Below are 18,856 nucleotides of genomic sequence, written 5' to 3'. Positions count from 1 at the left end.
TTGCAGGTGACGTTACGTAAAGACCGCCTAGGATGACGGACGAGGTCACGTTCCGGAGCGTAAAATGTGTAGCGCGTCACGGTTGCTGTTCAGGTACCTTGCCTACCATGCAGAGGCGGAAACAGGGGCCGTGTCCGTTCGACTTCCTTTTACTCTTTTCCTAGCGCCGCTCCCGGCGCGGAGCCTTCGCGCATGAGTTTCAGCCCCAGCTCGCCGCACGCACATCCCGCGCGCGACCCGCATCTGCTGATGCAGGCGCGCGACGGCATGCTGCCGGTGCTGGGGCAGGCGTTCGCTGCCGCGCTGGCGCATTTCGACGACGTGCTGTTCGACCGCGCCGAGAGCGCCGGCGCCTCGCAGCTCCTGTTCCTGGACGGCATGCGCGAGCTGCGCCGCCGCCGCGACGAAATCGGCGTGCGCTTCCGTGCGCAACTGGACCAGGCCTGGCAGGCGCTGGAAGCCGGTGCGCCGCTGTCGGCCGAAGTGGCGCTGGCCGGCTACGGCCAGGGGCTGAGCCTGGTGTCCGAACACGAACTGGAATCGCGGCTGGCGGTGCGCAACCTGGCCAGCGTGCTGCTGCGCGAATGGAAACCGGTGCTCAGCCGCATCGACCGCCGCCTGGGCTGGATCGCCGGCGGCCTGGAACTGGACGCCGACACCAATCCGGTCGGCCCCGAACACATCGGCGTCGCGGTGCATGCCGCGTTCTCCACCAGCGATTTCGCCCCGGAAGTGCGGCTGGTGCTGATCAAGCTGTGCGAGCGCGACCTCACCGGTGGCATTGGCAAGCTCTACCAGGAACTGGACGACAGCCTGGCGCGGGCCGGGGTGATGCCGGAAATCTCGCGGCCGCGCCCGCCACCGCCGCCGCGCCGCGCGCCGTCGCCGCCGGAAGAGCGCCAGGCACGCGGCGACACCCCCGGGTTCGGCGAGGACAGCGGCGCTGCCGGCGAGGCGGGCGAGTACGACGAGCAGTACGCGCCGGCCTGGGCCAGCCGCTTCGTCAACCGCTGGGCCGAGAGCCGCGGCCGGCTGCAGGCTACCGATGGCTATGCCGAGGCCGGCGCCAACCTGCCCGGCGGCAGCCAGGGCGTGCTGCTGGAGGCGCTGCACGAACTGTTGCAGCAGACCCGCAGCGTGCGCGAGAACGCCACCTCCGCGGCCAGCGCCGCGGTCGGCCAGCAGCGCTCGTTGAGCCAGCGCGAAATGATCTCGGTGCTGTCGCTGCTGCAGGCCACGCCCAGCGCCACGCTGCGCGCGGCGATCGGCGACGACGGTGAATCGCTGGCACAGCGGCTGAAGAGCGAGGTGTTGTCCAACGCCACCCAGTTCGGCGTGGATCCGGCGCATGCGCGGCTGGATCCGGTCGACGAGGACGCGATCGACCTGGTCGGCATGCTGTTCGACGTGATGCTCGACGAGCGCGACCTGGAAGGGCGCTCGCGCGAGCTGATCGGGCGGCTGGTGGTGCCGTTCGTCAAGGTCGCGCTGCTGGACCGGCGCATGTTCGTGCAGAAGACCCACCCGGCGCGGCGCCTGCTCAACTCGCTGGCCGAGGCCTGCGAAGGCAATACCGGCGAGAGCCCGGCCGAGCGCGTGCTGATGGGCAAGGTCGAGGAGATCATCGAGCGGCTGGTCGCCGAGTTCAACGAGAACCTGGCGATCTTCCTGACCCTGGAAGAGGAATTCCGCGAGTTCCTGGCCCAGCACCGGCGCCGCATCGAGATCGCCGAGCGCCGCGCCGCCGAGACCCAGCGCGGCCAGGAAAAGCTGGAACTGGCGCGGCAGCGCGCCGAGGCGGAACTGCAGGCGCGCTTGCAGGGCCGGCAGCTGCCGCGGGCGCTGGACGACTTCCTGCGCCAGCCGTGGCAGCACCATCTGACCATGGCGGTGCTGCGCGAGGGCGAGGACGGCGCCGGCGTGCGCGACGCGCTGGCGCTGGCCGACGGCCTGCTCGAGGAAGCGGCCGAGGCGCAGCGGCACATCGTCGGCAAGCCCTGGCTGCAGGCCTGGCAGGGACCGCTGACCAAGGTCTTCGCCAGCGTCGGCCTGCATGCCGAGGCGGCCGCTTCGGCGATCAACGTGCTGCACGACACGCTGCAGGCGGTCGCCGAACTGCGTCCGGAACTGGAGCGCCCGCTGCCGGAACTGCCGCAGGTGACGCTGCCGCAACCGCCGGTGCAGGAGGCGCAGCCGGTGGAACTGACCACGCCGGAAACGGTGGACGACTTCGACAACGCCGATGCCGACCGCTTCCGCAAGATGGCGATCGGCACCTGGCTGGATTTCATCGACCGCGACGGCAAGGTGCAGACCGGCAAGCTGTCGTGGGTGAGCCCGATCTCGGCGCGGCTGCTGTTCGTCAACCGCCGCGGCGTGCGCTTCTGCGTGGCCTCGCCGGAGGAACTGGCGGTGATGGTGCGGCTGGGCCGGCTGCGCAGCCATATCAACGATGGCGCGTTCGACAGCGCGATGCAGGGCGTCATCGACCGGCTCGACCCGCAGAACGCGACGCTGCATTGAGGGCCGTTGGCAGGAGGCGGATGGATTCTGTCTCGCCGCCTTCCCAGGCTCTGCGCGCGGTGCATGCCCTTGTAGGAGCGGCTTCAGCCGCGACCGGGCGTTCCCGGGAATGCCGTCGCGGCTGAAGCCGCTCCTACAAAAACCGCCTGCGAACCGCTCGCCCGGCGCTGCCATCGCCGCGCGGACCCTGTAGCATCGGCGCCGACTAGGGCGGGCAACGCACGGGGAATCGCATGGCAGTGCAGGTGCTGGTGGTGAAGGAATCGGCGCACGGCGAACGCCGCGTGGCGGCGACGCCGGAGACGGTGAAGAAGCTGGTCGCGCTCGGCGCGCAGGTGCATGTCGAACCCGGCGCCGGCGTGTCCGCCGGCTTCGTCGATGCGGCCTATCTCGCGGCAGGCGCGCAGCTCGCCGATGCCGCGACCCCGGCGCAGGCCGACCTGGTGCTGTGCGTGCAGCCGCTGCCGGTCGTCGCGCTGAACCAGCTCAAGCCCGCCGCCGGCGTGGTCGGCATCCTGCAGCCGCAGGCCGACCCGGCGCGCGCCGAGGCGATGCAGGCGCGGCAGCTGGTCGCGTTCCCGCTGGAACGGCTGCCGCGCACCACCCGCGCCCAGGCGATGGACGTGCTCAGCTCGCAGGCCGGCATGGCCGGCTACAAGGCCACCCTGATCGCCGCGCAGCTGGCGCCGCGCTTCTTCCCGATGCTGACCACCGCCGCCGGCACCATCCGTCCGTCCAAGGTGCTGATCGTCGGCGCCGGCGTCGCCGGCCTGCAGGCCATCGCCACCGCCAAGCGCCTGGGTGCGCAGGTCGAAGGCTTCGACGTGCGTCCGGAGACGCGCGAGCAGATCGAATCGCTGGGCGGCAAGTTCCTCGACCTGGGGGTCAGCGCGGCGGGCGAGGGCGGCTACGCGCGGCAGCTGACCGAGGAGGAGCGCGCCGAGCAGCAGCGGCGCCTGGCCGAGCACCTGAAAGGCATCGACGTAGTGGTCTGCACCGCCGCGGTGCCCGGGCGCCCGGCACCGAAGATCCTCAGCACGGCGATGGTCGAGGGCATGAAGCCGGGCAGCGTGGTGGTGGACCTGGCTGCCGAGACCGGCGGCAACTGCGAACTGACCCGCCCCGGCGACACCATCGAGCATGCCGGCGTGGTCGTCGCCGGCCCGCTCGACCTGGCCAGCATGGGCGCCGTGCACGCCAGCGAGATGTATGCGCGCAACGTCTACAACTTCGTCGCGCTGTTCCTGAAGGACGGCGCGATCGCCTACGACTGGGACGACGAGTTGCTGGCCAAGACCCGCTGGACCGGTTGATCGGTGCTGTCGGCCGCGTGCCGTGCCTGCCACGGCGGCCGGCACCGACGCCGCGCGCCGATGCGACAGGTGCCGGCGCTGCCAGAGCGTTGTCTCCCGACATTCCCCGCATCGTGCCGGCCCCAATGAGGCAACGGCCAGCCGCAAGTTGCAGGCGGTGGGCGAGCTGCGGGAGCCAACTGTGGGAGCGACTTCAGTCGCGACGGGCATTGCCGATGACGCCAGTCCCGAATGTTCGCTCGATGGCGGCCGGGAAGCGCGCCCACCCCTGCAAAGTCTCCGAGCAAGGCCCCTGCGTCCACCTGCCGGCGCATTTCCGGCTCTGACGGTGGTGCGATGCAGCCTGGCGTCGCGTCGCGACGGATTCGACCGGCGTTGCGTCGCGATCGATGCTCCAGACCGGCCCCCAGTCGCGACGGCAGCGTTTAGACAGCGATAGAAAAGCGCCGCCGCCTCGGCGCGCTTACGGGACGGTCACCTGGAACCCGGCACAGGCCTGGTGTCCGGACTGGCGTTGGCCTTGATCCAGGCGTCGCGCTGCTGCGGGGTCATCGCTTCCCAGCGATCGCGCAGCGCCTTGCGTTGCTCCGGCGGCAGCGCCCGCATGCGTTCGAACAGGACCCGCGCCTCTTCGCGCTGCTGCGGCGTCATGTCTTCGTAGCGACGCGCGCCCTTGCGCGCGCGTTCGCGCTGCTCGGGGGTCATGCTCTGCCAGCGCTGCGCGTGCTCGAACATCCTGCGCCGCTGCTGCGGCGCATCGTTCCAGCGCTGGCGCATCGGCGCGATCAGCAGCTCGCGCTGCTGCGCGCTCAGGTGCTCCCAGTCCGGCAGCGGCGGACCCGCATCGGCGTCGGTATCCGCCGGCGGTGGCGGTGGCGGCGCGGCGAACGTCGCCAGCGGGGTGGCCCCGGCCAGCAGGGCCAGCGCCAGGGACATGCGGATCAGGCGGTTCATCGTGTTCATTCCATCGCCAGCGAAGTATCGGAACCCAGCCACAGGTACAGGTCGGGGTTTTCGTCGAGCAGGCCGGCCACGGCATCGTCGCCGTCGCCTTGCGCGGCGACGCTCGCGGACACCGCGGCCGCGGCGGGAGCGCCGGCGACGCTCGCCGCCTGGACCGCGACGGGCAGCGCCGGGCGCAGCAGCAGATGCATGCCGAAGGTGGCGCCGAGCAGGGCCGGGGCCGCCGCCAGCAGCCAGCCCCAGCGTCGCGCCGGCGCGGCGTGGGGGCGGCTGGCGGCGTGGCGGGCGGCGCGCAGTCGCGCCAGGGTCGGTGCCGGCAACGCCTGCAGCGAGGTCTGGTGCGCGCGGCGCATCTGCGCGTCGAACGCGGCCGAATGTGTGGTGTCGGGTTTCACCGGACGTCCTCCAGAAGTTTCTGCAACGCCTCGCGGGCGCGCGACAGATGGGTCTTGACCGAGCCTTCGGAGCAGCCCATCGCGCGTGCGGTGGTGGCCACGTCCAGCTCCTCGAGCACGCGCAGGGTGAAGGCTTCGCGCTGCCGCGCCGGCAGCGCGCGCAACGCCGTGACCAGCCGCGCATGCGTCTGCTGCTGCTCGTGGCGCTGCGCCGGCGTCGGGCCTTCGTCGGCCCAGTCCGGCTGGCTGTCCTCGCCGTGCTCGCTGGCCGGCGCCCAGAAGCGCAGGCGGAAGCCGCGGCGGCGCTGCAGGTCGATGATGCGCCGGCGCAGGATGCTCCAGAACAGCGGGGTCCATTCCTGCGCCGGCCGCTCGCGGTAGGCGAGCAGCTTGATCATCGCGTCCTGCACGGCATCCAGCGCATCCTCGCGCTGGCGCAGGCCGGCCTCGGCGAAGCGGAACGCGCGCGGGCCGATCTCGGCCAGGAACGCATCCAGCGACGCCGGCAGCGGACGCGCGGCGTCGTCGCTGTCGAGGTCGGTCGTCGGGGGATCGAGGGCGGGCGTGCTCACCAGCACAGCTTAGCTTCCTGGCGCGGGGATACCGTGGATAACGCGTTGCCGCCGCCGGGGTTGACCTGGCGACGGCCCCCGTTCGCCGCCGCTTTCCGCCCCAGACAGCCATCGCCCACCGATTCAGCACCCGGTTATGATTGCGGCGGTCGGGCGCGGCGCCCGGGAGAAGCGGAATGAGCGACGGTTTCGTGGCCTTGTACATCTTCATGCTGGCGGCCATCGCCGGGCATGTGATCATCTCGCGGGTGCCGGTGATCCTGCACACCCCGCTGATGTCCGGTTCCAACTTCATCCACGGCATCGTGCTGATCGGCGCGATGGTGGTGCTCGGCCATGCCGACACCACGCTGGAGAAGGCGTTGGGCTTCCTCGCGGTGCTGCTCGGCGCCGGCAACGCCGCCGGCGGCTACGTGGTCACCGAGCGCATGCTGGAGATGTTCAAGAGTTCCAAGAAGCCGGGGGACAAGCCATGAGCGCCGCGCAGCTGGTCGCGGTGCGCCCGCAGGGCGCCAGGGTCTGGTTCCAACTGTTGAGCTACCTGCAGTATCCGGCGCTGGTCGTGGCCGCGGTCTACGCGGTCAAGCCGCTGTTCGCCGGCATGGTCGGCATGTTCGACGACTGGAACTACGCCTTGCTCTACGCCGGCGTGGGCGTGGGTCTGTCCTCGCTGCAGGACCCCACCCGCACCCAGAACAAGATCTCTCACCGGGTCTGGCAGGACCCGCGCAAAGGCCGGCTGATGCTGTGGCTGCTGTCGATCGAGGCGCTGCTGCCGGTCGTGATCGGTCTGGTCGGCGCCTACCTGGCCAGCACCACCGCGCTGAACCAGCTGTCGCTGGGCCTGGTCGCGTTCGGCCTGGGCATGGTGGGGCTGCTGAAGACCGCGATCGAGATGTTCGAGCACCATCGCCTGGATCGTCAGCCGGATGCCGCGGCGCCGCTGGCAGGGGAACCCGCATGAGCACCGCCGAAGCACTGTCCTGGCTGGTGAAGGCCAGCTACCTGGTGGCCGCCACCCTGTTCCTGCTCGGCCTGCAGCGCATGGCCTCGCCCAAGACCGCGCGCAGCGGCATCCATTGGGCCGGCTTCGGCATGTTGCTGGCGACCGCGGCGACGTTCCTGCTGCCCGGCCTGCACAACCTGACCCTGATCCTGCTGGCGATCGTGATCGGCACCGGCGCGGCCTGGATCTCGGCCAAGAAGGTCGCCATCACCGACATGCCGCAGATGGTCGCGCTGTACAACGGCATGGGCGGCGGCTCGGCGGCGGCGATCGGCGCGGTGGAACTGCTGCGCTTCTCGTTCCTGGCGCACCGCGACACCTCGCACTGGAGCGAGAGCGCGATCGCCGCGCTGGCCGCGCGCCAGCCCGATGCGACCACGCTGGCGCTGGCCATCGTCGGCTCGGCGATCGGCGCGATCTCGCTGTCCGGCTCGGTCATCGCCTGGGCCAAGCTCGACGGGCGGCTGGACAAGCGCGTCACCTTCCCCGGGCAGCAGGCGTTCAACCTGCTGGTGTTCGTGGCGATGCTGGGCCTGGGCGCCTGGGCCGCAATCGGGCTCAGCCCGGTGGCGATCGTCGCCTTCTTCGCGCTGGCGCTGGCGCTGGGCGTGCTGATGACGCTGCCGATCGGCGGCGCCGACATGCCGGTGGTGATCTCGCTGTACAACGCCTTCACCGGCCTGGCGGTCGCGTTCGAAGGCTACGTGCTCGGCAACGAGGCGCTGATCATCGCCGGCATGATGGTCGGCGCGGCCGGCATCCTGCTGACCCGGCTGATGGCCAAGGCGATGAACCGGCCGATCAGCGGCGTGCTGTTCTCCAACTTCGGCGGCGGCGGCCAGGCGCAGGAGATCAGCGGCGCGCAGAAGCCGATCGAGGCCGGCGACGTGGCGGCGATGATGGCCTACGCCGAACGCGTGGTGATCGTGCCCGGCTACGGCATGGCGGTGGCGCAGGCGCAGCACAAGATCTGGGAGCTGGCGCAGCGGCTGATCGAGCGCGGGGTCAAGGTCAAGTTCGCGATCCACCCGGTGGCCGGACGCATGCCCGGGCACATGAACGTGCTGCTGGCCGAGGCCGGTGTGCCCTACGACCTGATCGCCGACATGGACGACATCAATCCCGAGTTCCCCAGCACCGACGTGTCGCTGGTGATCGGCGCCAACGACGTGGTCAACCCGGTCGCCAAGACCGATCCGGCCAGCCCGATCTACGGCATGCCGATCCTGGACGTGGTCAATTCCAAGAACGTCGTGGTGATCAAGCGCGGCAAGGGCACCGGCTTTGCCGGAATCGAGAACGCGCTGTTCTACGCCGACAACACGCGCATGCTGTACGGCGACGGCGCCGAGGCGGCCGGCGCGCTGGTCAGCGAATTGAAGGCGCTCGACGGCGGGCATTGAACCGGCGCCGGCGATCGGCGCCCATGGATGCTGTCGCGGCCGAAGCCGCTCCTACAGGGCTTGCGGGAACACTGTAGGAGCGGCTTCAGCCGCGACCTTTGCCTTCAGCGCGCGCTGAAATAGGCCACGACCAGGCCGATGCCCAGCCACAGCACGTCGCCGGGGCGGTTGGCCAGCACGGTCAGCGTCCAGGCGTAGCGCGCGCCCAGTTTCAGCGACGAATCCCAGGTATCCAGGCCCAGCCCGGCGCCTACGTGCGCGGCGGCGATGCCCCAGTTGGCGGCGACGATCACCAGCGCGGTGGCGAGCACCGCCACGGCGATGCGCAGCTTGCCGCGCGGCAGCGTGCCCAGGCGCAGCATCCACGCGACCTCCAGCGCCACCAGCACCGCCATCCAGCCGGATTGGTGGCCCAGGCTCAGCGCGACCAGCATCCAGGCGATCAGGGCGGTGAAACAGCCCAGGCAGAGCAGCAAGGGCCATAGCCAGTGCGAAGTCCTGGCCGGCGTGGAAGAGGGCGGCATGCGATGTTCCCGGAGAATCCGTACAGGATACCCTTCGCCGCGTTCGCCGCGCACTCGGATAAACTGGACGACTTGCACCGGCGGGGCCAGCCCCCATATCGCCCCCATGTACTCACGCAGCAGCGAACCTGTCCAATTCGAACGCGATTGCGCGGCGGTGATGGTGCCGCAAGGCGACGCGGTCACCCTGCCGGCCGGCAGCTACGGCTACATCACCCAGGCGCTGGGCGGCAGCTATACGGTGTTCGTGGAAGGCAACCTGTTCCGCATCGCCGGCAAGGACGGCGACGCGATCGGCAAGGAACCGCCGCCGGGCCTGGACCTGCCGGAAGGCGCCGGCGACGAGCAGGTCGAGGCGCTGATCTGGCAACAGCTGCGCACCTGCTTCGATCCGGAGATCCCGTTCAACATCGTCGATCTGGGCTTGGTCTACGAAGTCGACATGCAGCCGCGCGAGGACGGCCAGCGCATGGTCGAGGTGAAGATGACGCTGACCGCGCCGGGCTGCGGCATGGGCGACATCCTGGTCGACGACGTGCGCAGCAAGCTGGAGCTGATCCCGACCATCGCCGAGGCCGATGTCGAACTGGTGTTCGATCCGCCGTGGGGCCGGCATATGATGTCCGAGGCCGCCCGCCTCGAAACCGGCATGCTCTGACCCGCGCGCGACTGCGCGACCTGGGGCCGGGACAAGGCGCCGCCGCTGCGCCTCGATGATGCAGCGGCACGGCCGTCCCTCGACTACCACAGGAAACCCCGGTGTCCGCTACCGAGCCGTCTTCGCAGTTCCGCCTGATCCCGTCCACCACCGCACGCAGCGCCGACGCGCGCGCGCAGATCCTTGCCGCGCCGGGCTTCGGCAACTACTTCACCGACCACATGGTCGCCATCGAATGGGACCGCGAGCAGGGCTGGCACGACGCCCAGGTGCGCGCCTACGGCCCACTGGCGCTGGATCCGGCCGCCTCGGTGCTGCACTACGGGCAGGAGATCTTCGAGGGCATCAAGGCCTATCGCCATGCCGACGGTTCGATCTGGACCTTCCGCCCGGACGCCAACGGCAAGCGCCTGCAGCGCTCGGCGCAGCGCCTGGCGCTGCCGGAGCTGCCGGTGGAGCTGTTCGTCGAATCGCTGCGCCAGCTGATCGCGGTCGATGCCGCGTGGGTGCCGTCGGCGCCGGAGACCAGCCTGTACTTCCGTCCGTTCATGATCGCCAACGAGGCGTTCCTGGGCGTGCGCGCGGCGCAGAAGGCCGGCTACTACGTCATCGCCAGCCCGGCCGGCGCCTACTTCGCCAAGGGCGTGGCGCCGGTGGCGATCTGGCTGTCCACCGACTACGCGCGCGCGGCCAAGGGCGGCACCGGCGCGGCCAAGTGCGGCGGCAACTACGCCGCCTCGCTGCTGCCGCAGCAGCAGGCGCAGGCGCAGGGCTGCTCGCAGGTGCTGTTCCTGGACCCGGTCGAGGGCAAGTATCTGGAAGAGCTGGGCGGCATGAACGTGTTCCTGGTGATGCGCGACGGCAGCCTGGTCACCCCGGCGCTGTCCGGCAGCATCCTCGAGGGCATCACCCGCGACAGCATCCTGCAGTTGGCGCGCGATCGCGGCATGCAGGTGGTCGAGCGCCAGGTGACCATCGACGAGTGGCGCGACGGCGTGGCTTCCGGTGCGATCGCCGAGGTCTTCGCCTGCGGCACCGCCGCGGTGGTGACCCCGATCGGGCAGCTGAAGGGCAAGGATTTCGAGGTCGGCGACCTGACCGCACCGGCCGGCCCGGTGACCCTGTCGCTGCGCCAGGAACTGACCGACATCCAGTACGGCCGCGTGGCCGACCGCCACGGCTGGCTGTTGCGGTTGGGCTGAGTCCAGGCGTTCTCCCGCCCGCCGGCACTGCTGGCGGGCGCCGAGCTGGGCGTGGCGCAGGCTGCGCCCAGCTTCGATCCCCGGGGACGTCGTCCGTTCCCGGATGTGCCACGGGCGGCCCGTAGGCCCGCCCCGGCACACCGCCCGGCGCGTGCGGCCGCGCATCGCCGCGACGTCCCCAATGCGCGGCGCGACCCGGCACTACCGCTGCGCAGGGCGTTCGCTGGCCCTGCCGCCGTTCAGCGCACCCGCTTCTACGGATGGGCGGCTGTCTGCATTGGCGCGTGACCATGCCCGCGCCGCGCAAAAATGTCCCGGGACTGTCTTCTCGGGTCATCGTCATTGCCTTCGTGTCGCAAAAAGATAAAGCGCAGCCCGTCTTTATGTTGACAACCGTCACGCTTATGAATTTTGGACGATCAAAAGTTGGTCCATACGCGTCTGTATTGGGATAGCGTCCGATGAACGGCTGGCAACAGGGGGCCGGCCTGGGAGTCGCGCTGCACTCGGATTCAGTGCCTGTTTAGGCCTCCGCAGCGCGAAAAATCGCCGTCAGGTGGCAATCAACGAAAAGGAAGTTCCGAATGTCCGAAATTTCGCAACGTGGTTCGCGCCAGCGTCCTTGGCTGGTCGTGCTGGGAGCGTCCGCATTGACTTCGCTGTTGCTGGCGACCCCGGCATTTGCCGGCGACGTCAACCTCTCCGGCCTGAACGCCGAGCCGACCGTGCAACGTTTCATCGTCAAGACCCGCGATGCCGCCCCCGTCGGCGTCGCCAGCACGTCCGCCGCCACCACCTCGGCCTCGCTGCGCGCGACGCTGCAGTCGGTCGCCGCGGCGATGCCGGCCAAGAACGGCCGCGCGCTGGGGCTGACCAGCCTGCGCCGCCTGGCGGTCGGCCCGGAAGTGATCCAGTCCAACCGGCCGCTCGATCACGCCGAGGCCGAGACGCTGATGCGCCAGCTGGCCGCCGACCCCAATGTCGAGTACGTCGAAGTCGACCAGCGCATGACCATCGCGCTGACCCCGAACGATCCCAGCCTGTCCAACCAGTGGGCCTTCGGCACCACCACCGCCGGCATCAACGTGCGTCCGGCCTGGGACCAGGCCACCGGCAACGGCGTGGTCGTGGCGGTGATCGATACCGGCATCACCAGCCACCCCGATCTCAACGCCAACGTCCTGCCGGGCTACGATTTCATCAGCGTCGCCGCCGACGCGCGCGACGGCAACGGCCGCGACAGCAACCCGGCCGACGAAGGCGACTGGGCCGCGGCCAACGAGTGCTACTCCGGTTCGCCGGCGTCCAATTCCAGCTGGCACGGCACCCACGTGGCCGGCACCATCGCCGCGGTGACCAACAACAGCACCGGCGTGGCCGGTACCGCGTTCAATGCCAAGATCCTGCCGGTGCGCGTGCTCGGCAAGTGCGGCGGCTACACCTCCGACATCGCCGACGCGATCACCTGGGCCTCCGGCGGTACCGTCAGCGGCGTGCCGGCCAACACCACCCCGGCCGAAGTGATCAACATGTCGCTGGGCGGCAGCGGCACCTGCTCGACCACCTACCAGAACGCGATCAACGGTGCGGTCGGCCGCGGCACCACCGTGGTGGTGGCGGCCGGCAACAGCGCCGCCAACGTCTCCGGCTCGGTGCCGGCGAACTGCGCCAACGTGATCGCGGTGGCCGCGACCACCTCCTCGCGCGCCAAGGCCAGCTACTCGAACTACGGCACCGGCATCGACATCTCCGCACCGGGCTCGAGCATCCTGTCCACGCTCAACGACGGCACCACCACCCCGGGCAATGCCAGCTACGCGTCCTACAACGGCACCTCGATGGCGACGCCGCACGTGGCCGGCGTGGTCGCGCTGATGCAGTCGGTCGCGCCGTCCCCGCTGACCCCGGCGCAGGTGGAGAGCACCATCAAGAGCACCGCGGCCAGCTTCTCCTGCTCGCAGGGCTGCGGCGCCGGCCTGCTCGACGCCAATGCCGCGGTGACCGCTGCGCTGGGCGGCGGCACCACCACGCCCCCCACCGGCAACACGCTGCAGGACGGCGTGCCGGTCACCGGGCTCGGCGCCAGCAGCGGCTCGGAGCTGAACTACACCGTGACGGTGCCGTCCGGCGTCAGTTCGCTGACCGTCACCATCTCCGGCGGCAGTGGCGATGCCGACCTGTACGTACGCCTGGGCAGCGCGCCGACCGACAGCACCTATGGGTGCCGCCCGTATCTCAACGGCAACAACGAGACCTGCACCTTCAACGCGCCCAGCGCCGGCACCTACTACGTGCGGCTCAAGGCGTACAGCACGTTCTCGGGCGTCACCCTGACCGCGAACTACTGATCCGCACGCGGCGCGGCGCTCGCCTGGACGGCGGCGCCGCGTACGCCGCGAATACCGAACGGATCGGCAGGGCAGGACGCCCTGGACGCTGCAGACACGACAGCCCCGCGCCCCGGCGCGGGGCTGTTTTGTTGTCGTGGGCGCCGATCCGCGCGCCTGTCGCGCAGCTGCGGATGATCGAGGTGGGGCACGCGCGTGGCGGTCGTTTTCGCTTGCGTTCGCTACCTGCCGCCATGCCGCTGCGGATGCGGTCGACGCAGCCGCTGGCGGTATTCCTCGCTCCTGCCATGCCGTCCACGCACGTCGCCGTGCTAACGCGTCACTCGCATAGATCGCAGGCGCGCGCCTGCAGCACGTCCAGCACCTGCTCGGCGGCGATTTCGACCAACAGTCCGCGCTGCCCGGCGTTGAACCACACGCTGCCCGGGGCCAGCGCCGATTGCTCGACCAGCACCGGCGCCGGCCGCTGCTGGCCCAGCGGACTGATCCCGCCGACCTTGTAGCCGGTGCGGCGCTCGGCCTCGGCCACTTCCATCATCCGTGCCGATTTGCCGGCGCCGGCCGTGGCGAGCTTCTTCAGCTGCACGCGGCGATCGGAGGGCACCACCACGCACACGGCGTTTTGGTCGATCCACGCCATCAGGCTCTTCAACACCCTTGCCGGCGGCAGGCCGAGCGCCTGCGCCGCCTGCAGGCCCTTGGCGCCGGCTTCGGCTTCGTAATCGTAGGGATGCAGGCGATAGGCGACGCCGGCCGCGTCCAATGCCCTGGTTGCGCGGGTGGCTTTGGACATCGCGGCTCAGACGGGCTCGAAGCGATTCGCGGCCACGTTCTTGCGCACCTTCTGCGGATCCCAGATCTGCCCGTTCATGGCGATGTAGACCCCGGCCGGCAGCGACTGCACCGCGCCGACCGCGCAACCGATGTTGAATTCGGCATCGGAGCCGCGGAACCGCGCCGGGTTCAGCGCGCCGGTCATCACGATGGTCTTGTCCGGGATCGTCTGCAGCACCTTGCCGGTCTGCACCATCGAGTCGGTGCCGTGGGTGAGCAGCACGTGGCGCGCGGACTGCGCGGCGACGGTGGCGCGGATCAGCTCGCGGTCCTCGTCGGTGATGTGCAGCGAGTCCTTGCGGATGATCGGGATCACGGTGAAGCGGAAGGTCACGCCCAGTTCCTTGAGGATCTGGCCGATCTGCGGATCGCCGATCTGGTAGTCGGACTTGTCGTCGAAATAGATCTTGTCGATCGTGCCGCCGGTGGTGACGATCAGGAGTTCTTCCATTGCCGGTTCCTAGAGCATGACGGGGCGCGGCCGCGGTCGCGCAAGGCCGCCATGATACCGGCAGGCCGGCGGCGGCCGCTCAGGGCGTGTCGCGGCCGGGCGGCCTGGCGTCGCGCTTGCGGGCGAAACGCGCGCGCAGTCCCGGCGCGCTGGACAGGCCGATCGCCAGCAGCGCCAGCAGCAGTTCGGCCCAGGCGTAGGCGCGCTGCGGCGGATGGCTCCAGGCGGCCATCACCCCGTGGCTGAACCAGAACAGCCCAAACACGCCGGCCCAGAAGCGCGCCACCGCCGAGCCGCGCAGCACGCCGATCGCCAGCAGCAGCGGCGGCAGCGCGAACACCAGCAGCGCGGCGAGACGGTGGCGGTCGTCGTGGAACCAGGCCGCGTACAACAGCGCCAGCACCAGCAGCGTGGCGGCCAACGCATGACGCAGGCGGGTGGTGCTCATGGCGCCGCCAGGCGTTGCGCGATGCCGGCCAGGCGCCGGCCCAGCGCGCGCGCCAGCTGCGCTTCTTCCTCGCTGGGTTGCGGATCGTCGTCGGCGCCGGCGACGTGGCTGGCGCCGTACGGGGTGCCGCCGCTGCGCGTGCTGCTGAGCAACGGCTCGGTGTAGGGAATGCCGACGATCACGCAGCCGTGGTGCAGCAGCGGCAGGTGCATCGACAGCAGCGTGGCTTCCTGGCCGCCATGCAGCGAGGCAGTGGAGGTGAACACTGCCGCCGGCTTGCCGGCGAGGGTGGCGCTGGCCCATTCGGCGCCGAGCCCGTCGATGAAATGCTTGACCGGCGCGGCCATGTTGCCGAAGCGGGTCGGGCTGCCCAGCGCGAGACCGACGCAGTCGCGCAGGTCGCTGGCGTCCACGTACGGCGCGCCGCTGTCGGGCACCGGCGGCGCGCTGGCCTGGGTGACCGCGGCCACCGGCGGCACCGTGCGCAGGCGCGCGGCCATGCCGGGCACTTCGCCGACGCCGCGCGCGATCTGCCGCGCCAGGCGCGCCACCGAACCGCCACGGCTGTAGTACAGGACCAGGATCTCGGCCATGCGGCCCTCGCTTGCTTGCACCAGAACGGCCGCCAGTATCGGCGATGCCGGCATCCGTGCGCATCGGGTACCCTTGCCCGATGCAGCCTTTGGACACGGTCAATCTCTGGACGGAGCGGGTGCGCGACCGCGCGCGGATGCGCAGCTTCGCCGGGTTCCTGTGGCGGCGCTTCCTCGACGACCGCCTGTTCCAGGCCGCCGCCTCGCTGGCCTACACCACGATCTTCGCGCTGGTGCCGCTGGCGATGGTGGTGTTCGGCGTGCTCTCGGCGTTCCCGGTGTTCGACCGCTGGAGCGACCAGCTCAGCGACTACATCTTCTCCAACTTCGTGCCGGCCGCGGCGCGCTCGGTGGAGGCCTATCTGCGCCAGTTCTCGGCCAGCGCCGGGCAGCTGACCAGCGCCGGCACCATCGCGCTGATGGTGTCGCTGCTGATCACCTTGAACAGCGTCGAGCAGACCTTCAACCGGATCTGGCGGGTGGTCTCGGCGCGGCCGCGGCTGACCCGCTTCCTGGTGTACTGGACGGTGCTGACCCTGGGGGCGCTGCTGGCCGCGGCGTCGCTGGCGGCGTCGGCGCGGTTCTTCGCGCTGCCGCTGTTCCGCACCAGCGAGGGCCGGCTGCTGGCGCAGATGGCGCTGGGCCTGGCCCCGGTGCTGATCGAATTCGTCTGCATCACCCTGGTGTACCGGGTGGTGCCGCACCACACGGTCAAGCTGCGCCACGCGGTGCCCGGCGCGCTGCTGGCGGTGGCCCTGCTGGAACTGGTGAAGTGGGGGCTGAGCCTGTACCTGGGCAGCTTCCAGTCCTACCAGCGCATCTATGGCACGGTCGCATTCGTGCCGATCTTCCTGCTGTGGACCTACCTGAGCTGGATCGGGATCCTGCTCGGCGCCTCGCTGGCATCCTCGATCGCCGCCTTCCGCTACCAGCCGGCGTCGATGCGGCTGCCGGCCGGCTACGAGATCTACGGCTTGCTGCGCCTGCTCGGGCGCTTCGCGCAGGCGCGCAAGGACGGCCACGGCCTGCACGAGGATCAGATCCTGCAACTGGAGCCGATGCTGACCGATTCGCTGGTGCAGGAACTGCTGTGCGAACTGGAGCGCAGCCGCCTGCTCAGCCGTGCCGAGCACGGCGAATGGCTGCTGGCGCGCGACCTGGCCGACGTGCCGCTGACCGAACTCTACGAAAACTGCCAGCTGCGCATCCCGATCGCCGAAGCCTACCTGCCGTGCCGCGACGACGCGCTGGGGCAGGCGGCATGGCGCGCGCTGGACGAATTGCGCATGCCGCTGCGCGACGTGCTGAAACGGCGCGTCGGCGACCTTTACACCCATATCGGAGACCTCGCATGACCCCGCGCATCCTGTTCCCGTTGTTCGCCGCTGCCGCGCTGCTGGCAGGCTGCGATCGGCATCCTTCGCCCGCCGACGGCGCCGCGCCGGGCGCGCCGGCGCCTGCGGCTCCCGCCGCCCCGGCGGCACCTGCCGCGCCAACTGCGCCGACTGCGCCCGCCGCTGGCGAAGGAGCGAACGTGGTGCAGGAAACCCGGCCGCAGCCGACGCTGAAGGTGAAGGCGGTGGACGGCAGCGAGTACGACCTGGCCGCGCATCGTGGACAGTGGGTGGTGGTGAATTTCTGGGCCACCTGGTGCGCGCCGTGCCTGAAGGAAATGCCGGAGCTGTCGGCGTTGCACGTGATGCGCGACAACATCGAAGTGGTGGGCCTGGCCTACGAGGACATCGAGCCGGCGGAGATGCAGGCGTTCCTGAAGGAACACCCGGTGGCCTACCCGGTGGCGATCCTCGACACCTATGCGCCGCCGGCCGATTTCGCGACCCCGCGCGGACTGCCGATGACCTACCTGATCGCGCCCGACGGCAAGGTCGCCAAGCAGTTCCTGGGTCCGGTCAATGCGCACGACATCGAGGCGGCGATCGCCGCAGCCGGCGGCAAGGTCGCCGGCCAGGCGAAGGCGGCCGGTTGATGGGGGCCGCCCGCTTCCTGGTCGCCGGCCGGGTGCAGGGCGTGTATTTCCGCGCCTCCACCCGCGAACGCGCGCTGGCGCTGGGGCTGGATGGGCACGCGCGGAACCTGGCCGACGGAAGCGTGGAGGTCATCGCAGCAGGCGAGGCCGCGGCGCTGGAGGCGCTGGCCGAATGGCTGCGGCACGGCCCGCCGGCAGCGCGGGTCGAGCAGGTGCTGCGCGAGCCGTGGCCGGAGCCGGTGGCGGCGGGCTTCGCGATCGGGTGACATCGCGGAAATCTTGGCGGCTCGCGGGGGAGGGGCTTCAGTCCCGACGAGGCCTTACCGGTAGCGCGTCGGGACTGAAGTCCCTCCCACACCACCGCCGGTCGCTGCAGAAGGCGTCTGAATCCGGTCGCGTCGTTGCGGACGCGTCCTGTCGCGGCTGAAGCCGCTCCTACAGGAAGCCATTGCACCGTCGGGCGCGGACCGCATCATCGAGTCCCCAATCCCGAGTCCCGAGTCCCCAATCCCCAATCCCGGCCTCAAACCGGATACGACGCGATCGGCTGCAACACGCCGAATTTTTCCTTGCGCGGTTTGTGCTTCAGCGGCGGCAGTTCCAGTTCAGGCTCCTGCAGCGGGGTGTCGGGCAACTGGTCGAGCAGATGCCGGATCAGGGTCAGGCGGCCGCGCTTCTGGTCGTTGAAGTCGACCAGCGTCCACGGCGCCTGTTCGCGGTGGGTGGCGTCCAGCATCGCCTCGCGGGCACGGGTGTAGTCGGCGTACTGGGCGCGCGACTGCAGGTCCACCGGCGACAGCTTCCAGCCCTTCAGCGGATCGTGCAGGCGTTCGGCGAAGCGCTTCTCCTGCTGGTCCTGGTCCACGCACAACCAGTACTTGAACAGGCGGATGCCGTCGTCGACCAGCAATTGCTCGAACAGCGGCGCCTGGCGCAGGAAGGCCTGGTATTGCGCGTCGCTGCAATAGCCCATGACCCGCTCCACCCCGGCGCGGTTGTACCAACTGCGGTCCATCAGCACCATTTCGCCAGCGGCCGGCAGATGCGTGGCGTAGCGCTGGAAATACCACTGCGTGCTTTCGCGGTCGGTCGGCTTGGGCAGCGCCACCACCCGGCATTGGCGCGGATTCAGATGTTCGGCGATGGCCTGGATCGCGCCGCCCTTGCCGGCGGTGTCGCGGCCTTCGAACAGCACCAGCATGCGCTCGCCGCTGTGCTGCAGCGCTTGCGCCAGCGCCGTCAGCTCCAGTTGCAGCGGTTGCATCAATGCCTGGTACTGCTTGCGCTTGAGCTTGCTCATTTGCTGCGTCTCGTGCGGGTTCCGGCCATGCTGCGCGCCACTTCCAGCAGCGCGCCCTGCTGGCGGCTGTCGAGCGTGCGATAGGCCTGCAATAGGTCGTGTTCGCCACGGGTGCGGGCCGGGTCGAGCTGGCTGGCCAGTTCGCCGAGCAGCGCGCCCGCGGGAACGCCGAAGGCGCGCGCCAACGCATTGAGCTGGTCGCGGCCGGGCATCTTCTCGCCGGCCAGCCAGGCCTTGACCGTGGCGGCGCCGGCGCGCGGGATGGCGGCAGCGATGTCCGCGGCGGTCATGCCGCTGGCTTTGGCCAGCAGGCGCAGGGTGGTGTCCAGGGGCATG

At 70.2% G+C, this 18,856-nt stretch carries 21 protein-coding genes; 11 read left to right on the top strand and 10 right to left on the bottom strand.

The window, feature by feature from the left end; all coding sequences use genetic code 11:
* Window positions 1-192 precede the first annotated feature (192 nt).
* Both JR064_RS18530 and JR064_RS18525 read left to right on the top strand, forming a co-directional pair.
* Complete coding sequence (locus JR064_RS18530) at window positions 193-2,523, top strand: DUF1631 domain-containing protein (RefSeq protein ID WP_191826805.1); 2,331 nt, start codon at window positions 193-195, stop codon at window positions 2,521-2,523.
* Window positions 2,524-2,756: 233 nt separating this feature from the next.
* The gene (locus JR064_RS18525; RefSeq protein ID WP_179568166.1) at window positions 2,757-3,836 is read left to right on the top strand and encodes an NAD(P) transhydrogenase subunit alpha; all 1,080 of its coding nucleotides are present in this window, start codon (window positions 2,757-2,759) and stop codon (window positions 3,834-3,836) included.
* A gap of 474 nt (window positions 3,837-4,310) precedes the next feature.
* On the opposite strand, the gene JR064_RS18520 is transcribed toward JR064_RS18525, so the two are convergent.
* The 3 genes from JR064_RS18520 to JR064_RS18510 are packed head-to-tail and all read right to left on the bottom strand — an operon-like array spanning window position 4,311 to window position 5,772.
* A complete protein-coding gene (locus tag JR064_RS18520; RefSeq protein ID WP_206230686.1) occupies window positions 4,311-4,790 on the bottom strand; it encodes a DUF3106 domain-containing protein in 480 nt (159 codons plus the stop codon).
* A 5-nt stretch (window positions 4,791-4,795) separates the two neighbouring features.
* A complete protein-coding gene (locus JR064_RS18515) occupies window positions 4,796-5,152 on the bottom strand; it encodes a hypothetical protein (RefSeq protein WP_206230717.1) in 357 nt (118 codons plus the stop codon).
* Between the two features lie 38 nt (window positions 5,153-5,190).
* Window positions 5,191-5,772 carry an RNA polymerase sigma factor gene (locus JR064_RS18510; protein WP_206230685.1) on the bottom strand — a complete coding sequence of 194 codons (582 nt, stop codon included), beginning with the start codon at window positions 5,770-5,772 and terminating at the stop codon, window positions 5,191-5,193.
* 170 nt (window positions 5,773-5,942) lie between these two features.
* On the opposite strand from JR064_RS18510, the gene JR064_RS18505 reads away from it, so the two are divergent.
* The 3 genes from JR064_RS18505 to JR064_RS18495 are packed head-to-tail and all read left to right on the top strand — an operon-like array spanning window position 5,943 to window position 8,175.
* Complete coding sequence (locus tag JR064_RS18505; RefSeq protein ID WP_206230684.1) at window positions 5,943-6,242, top strand: NAD(P) transhydrogenase subunit alpha part 2; 300 nt, start codon at window positions 5,943-5,945, stop codon at window positions 6,240-6,242.
* Complete coding sequence (locus JR064_RS18500) at window positions 6,239-6,730, top strand: hypothetical protein (protein ID WP_206230683.1); 492 nt, start codon at window positions 6,239-6,241, stop codon at window positions 6,728-6,730. The genes JR064_RS18505 and JR064_RS18500 overlap by 4 nt, the downstream gene beginning before the upstream one ends.
* Complete coding sequence (locus tag JR064_RS18495) at window positions 6,727-8,175, top strand: NAD(P)(+) transhydrogenase (Re/Si-specific) subunit beta (RefSeq protein WP_206230682.1); 1,449 nt, start codon at window positions 6,727-6,729, stop codon at window positions 8,173-8,175. The genes JR064_RS18500 and JR064_RS18495 overlap by 4 nt, the downstream gene beginning before the upstream one ends.
* 104 nt (window positions 8,176-8,279) lie before the next feature.
* On the opposite strand, the gene JR064_RS18490 is transcribed toward JR064_RS18495, so the two are convergent.
* On the bottom strand, window positions 8,280-8,699 hold the full coding sequence (locus JR064_RS18490; RefSeq protein WP_179568156.1) for a hypothetical protein: 420 nt from the start codon (window positions 8,697-8,699) through the stop codon (window positions 8,280-8,282).
* 106 nt (window positions 8,700-8,805) lie between these two features.
* Here JR064_RS18490 and sufT point away from each other — a divergent pair, with 106 nt between their 5' ends.
* From sufT to JR064_RS18475, 3 genes are all read left to right on the top strand, one after another.
* Complete coding sequence (gene sufT / locus JR064_RS18485; protein ID WP_191826810.1) at window positions 8,806-9,357, top strand: putative Fe-S cluster assembly protein SufT; 552 nt, start codon at window positions 8,806-8,808, stop codon at window positions 9,355-9,357.
* A 101-nt stretch (window positions 9,358-9,458) separates the two neighbouring features.
* A complete protein-coding gene (locus JR064_RS18480) occupies window positions 9,459-10,559 on the top strand; it encodes a branched-chain amino acid aminotransferase (protein ID WP_179568152.1) in 1,101 nt (366 codons plus the stop codon).
* A gap of 584 nt (window positions 10,560-11,143) precedes the next feature.
* Complete coding sequence (locus JR064_RS18475) at window positions 11,144-12,907, top strand: S8 family peptidase (RefSeq protein ID WP_206230681.1); 1,764 nt, start codon at window positions 11,144-11,146, stop codon at window positions 12,905-12,907.
* A 319-nt stretch (window positions 12,908-13,226) separates the two neighbouring features.
* Here the strand turns inward: JR064_RS18475 and ybaK are convergent, their stop codons facing one another.
* From ybaK to wrbA, 4 genes are all read right to left on the bottom strand, one after another.
* A complete protein-coding gene (ybaK, locus tag JR064_RS18470) occupies window positions 13,227-13,700 on the bottom strand; it encodes a Cys-tRNA(Pro) deacylase (RefSeq protein ID WP_206230680.1) in 474 nt (157 codons plus the stop codon).
* Between the two features lie 6 nt (window positions 13,701-13,706).
* The gene (locus JR064_RS18465) at window positions 13,707-14,192 is read right to left on the bottom strand and encodes an asparaginase domain-containing protein (RefSeq protein ID WP_179568138.1); all 486 of its coding nucleotides are present in this window, start codon (window positions 14,190-14,192) and stop codon (window positions 13,707-13,709) included.
* A gap of 79 nt (window positions 14,193-14,271) precedes the next feature.
* Complete coding sequence (locus JR064_RS18460) at window positions 14,272-14,640, bottom strand: DUF2069 domain-containing protein (protein ID WP_206230679.1); 369 nt, start codon at window positions 14,638-14,640, stop codon at window positions 14,272-14,274.
* Complete coding sequence (gene wrbA / locus JR064_RS18455; RefSeq protein WP_003472251.1) at window positions 14,637-15,233, bottom strand: NAD(P)H:quinone oxidoreductase; 597 nt, start codon at window positions 15,231-15,233, stop codon at window positions 14,637-14,639. The genes JR064_RS18460 and wrbA overlap by 4 nt, the downstream gene beginning before the upstream one ends.
* A gap of 80 nt (window positions 15,234-15,313) precedes the next feature.
* Between wrbA and JR064_RS18450 the strand changes: the two genes are divergently transcribed.
* Genes JR064_RS18450 through JR064_RS18440 form a run of 3 tightly spaced genes read left to right on the top strand, consistent with a single transcriptional unit; the run spans window position 15,314 to window position 17,486 of the window.
* Complete coding sequence (locus JR064_RS18450; RefSeq protein ID WP_206230678.1) at window positions 15,314-16,588, top strand: YihY family inner membrane protein; 1,275 nt, start codon at window positions 15,314-15,316, stop codon at window positions 16,586-16,588.
* Window positions 16,585-17,220, top strand: coding sequence for a TlpA family protein disulfide reductase (locus JR064_RS18445; protein ID WP_338123742.1), 636 nt, complete (start codon window positions 16,585-16,587; stop codon window positions 17,218-17,220). The genes JR064_RS18450 and JR064_RS18445 overlap by 4 nt, the downstream gene beginning before the upstream one ends.
* Window positions 17,220-17,486, top strand: a complete 267-nt coding sequence (locus tag JR064_RS18440; protein ID WP_206230677.1) for an acylphosphatase — start codon at window positions 17,220-17,222, stop codon at window positions 17,484-17,486. The genes JR064_RS18445 and JR064_RS18440 overlap by 1 nt, the downstream gene beginning before the upstream one ends.
* 257 nt (window positions 17,487-17,743) lie before the next feature.
* Here JR064_RS18440 and ppk2 read toward each other — a convergent pair whose 3' ends face one another.
* Both ppk2 and JR064_RS18430 read right to left on the bottom strand, forming a co-directional pair.
* The gene (gene ppk2 / locus JR064_RS18435) at window positions 17,744-18,520 is read right to left on the bottom strand and encodes a polyphosphate kinase 2 (RefSeq protein WP_206230676.1); all 777 of its coding nucleotides are present in this window, start codon (window positions 18,518-18,520) and stop codon (window positions 17,744-17,746) included.
* On the bottom strand, window positions 18,517-18,855 hold the full coding sequence (locus JR064_RS18430; protein WP_206230675.1) for a helix-turn-helix domain-containing protein: 339 nt from the start codon (window positions 18,853-18,855) through the stop codon (window positions 18,517-18,519). Before JR064_RS18430 ends, ppk2 begins: the two co-directional genes overlap by 4 nt.
* Between the last annotated feature and the right edge of the window lies 1 nt (window position 18,856).

The sequence above is a fragment of the Xanthomonas bonasiae genome (assembly GCF_017163705.1).
In the GTDB taxonomy this organism is placed as follows: Bacteria; Pseudomonadota; Gammaproteobacteria; order Xanthomonadales; family Xanthomonadaceae; genus Xanthomonas_A; species Xanthomonas_A bonasiae.
Note: the sequence above shows the minus strand (reverse complement) of the source record. Positions and strands in the feature narration are given on the sequence as shown.

Coding starts and splice junctions, on each gene's coding strand:
- JR064_RS18520 (WP_206230686.1), bottom strand. CDS start 4,790: ATGAACCGCCTGATCCGCATGTCCCTGGCGCTGGCCCTGCTGGCCGGG.
- JR064_RS18460 (WP_206230679.1), bottom strand. CDS start 14,640: ATGAGCACCACCCGCCTGCGTCATGCGTTGGCCGCCACGCTGCTGGTG.
- JR064_RS18525 (WP_179568166.1), top strand. CDS start 2,757: ATGGCAGTGCAGGTGCTGGTGGTGAAGGAATCGGCGCACGGCGAACGC.
- wrbA (WP_003472251.1), bottom strand. CDS start 15,233: ATGGCCGAGATCCTGGTCCTGTACTACAGCCGTGGCGGTTCGGTGGCG.
- JR064_RS18445 (WP_338123742.1), top strand. CDS start 16,585: ATGACCCCGCGCATCCTGTTCCCGTTGTTCGCCGCTGCCGCGCTGCTG.
- JR064_RS18530 (WP_191826805.1), top strand. CDS start 193: ATGAGTTTCAGCCCCAGCTCGCCGCACGCACATCCCGCGCGCGACCCG.
- JR064_RS18500 (WP_206230683.1), top strand. CDS start 6,239: ATGAGCGCCGCGCAGCTGGTCGCGGTGCGCCCGCAGGGCGCCAGGGTC.
- JR064_RS18490 (WP_179568156.1), bottom strand. CDS start 8,699: ATGCCGCCCTCTTCCACGCCGGCCAGGACTTCGCACTGGCTATGGCCC.
- JR064_RS18450 (WP_206230678.1), top strand. CDS start 15,314: ATGCAGCCTTTGGACACGGTCAATCTCTGGACGGAGCGGGTGCGCGAC.
- ppk2 (WP_206230676.1), bottom strand. CDS start 18,520: ATGAGCAAGCTCAAGCGCAAGCAGTACCAGGCATTGATGCAACCGCTG.
- JR064_RS18475 (WP_206230681.1), top strand. CDS start 11,144: ATGTCCGAAATTTCGCAACGTGGTTCGCGCCAGCGTCCTTGGCTGGTC.
- ybaK (WP_206230680.1), bottom strand. CDS start 13,700: ATGTCCAAAGCCACCCGCGCAACCAGGGCATTGGACGCGGCCGGCGTC.
- JR064_RS18495 (WP_206230682.1), top strand. CDS start 6,727: ATGAGCACCGCCGAAGCACTGTCCTGGCTGGTGAAGGCCAGCTACCTG.
- JR064_RS18505 (WP_206230684.1), top strand. CDS start 5,943: ATGAGCGACGGTTTCGTGGCCTTGTACATCTTCATGCTGGCGGCCATC.
- sufT (WP_191826810.1), top strand. CDS start 8,806: ATGTACTCACGCAGCAGCGAACCTGTCCAATTCGAACGCGATTGCGCG.
- JR064_RS18440 (WP_206230677.1), top strand. CDS start 17,220: ATGGGGGCCGCCCGCTTCCTGGTCGCCGGCCGGGTGCAGGGCGTGTAT.
- JR064_RS18515 (WP_206230717.1), bottom strand. CDS start 5,152: ATGCGCCGCGCGCACCAGACCTCGCTGCAGGCGTTGCCGGCACCGACC.
- JR064_RS18465 (WP_179568138.1), bottom strand. CDS start 14,192: ATGGAAGAACTCCTGATCGTCACCACCGGCGGCACGATCGACAAGATC.
- JR064_RS18430 (WP_206230675.1), bottom strand. CDS start 18,855: ATGCCCCTGGACACCACCCTGCGCCTGCTGGCCAAAGCCAGCGGCATG.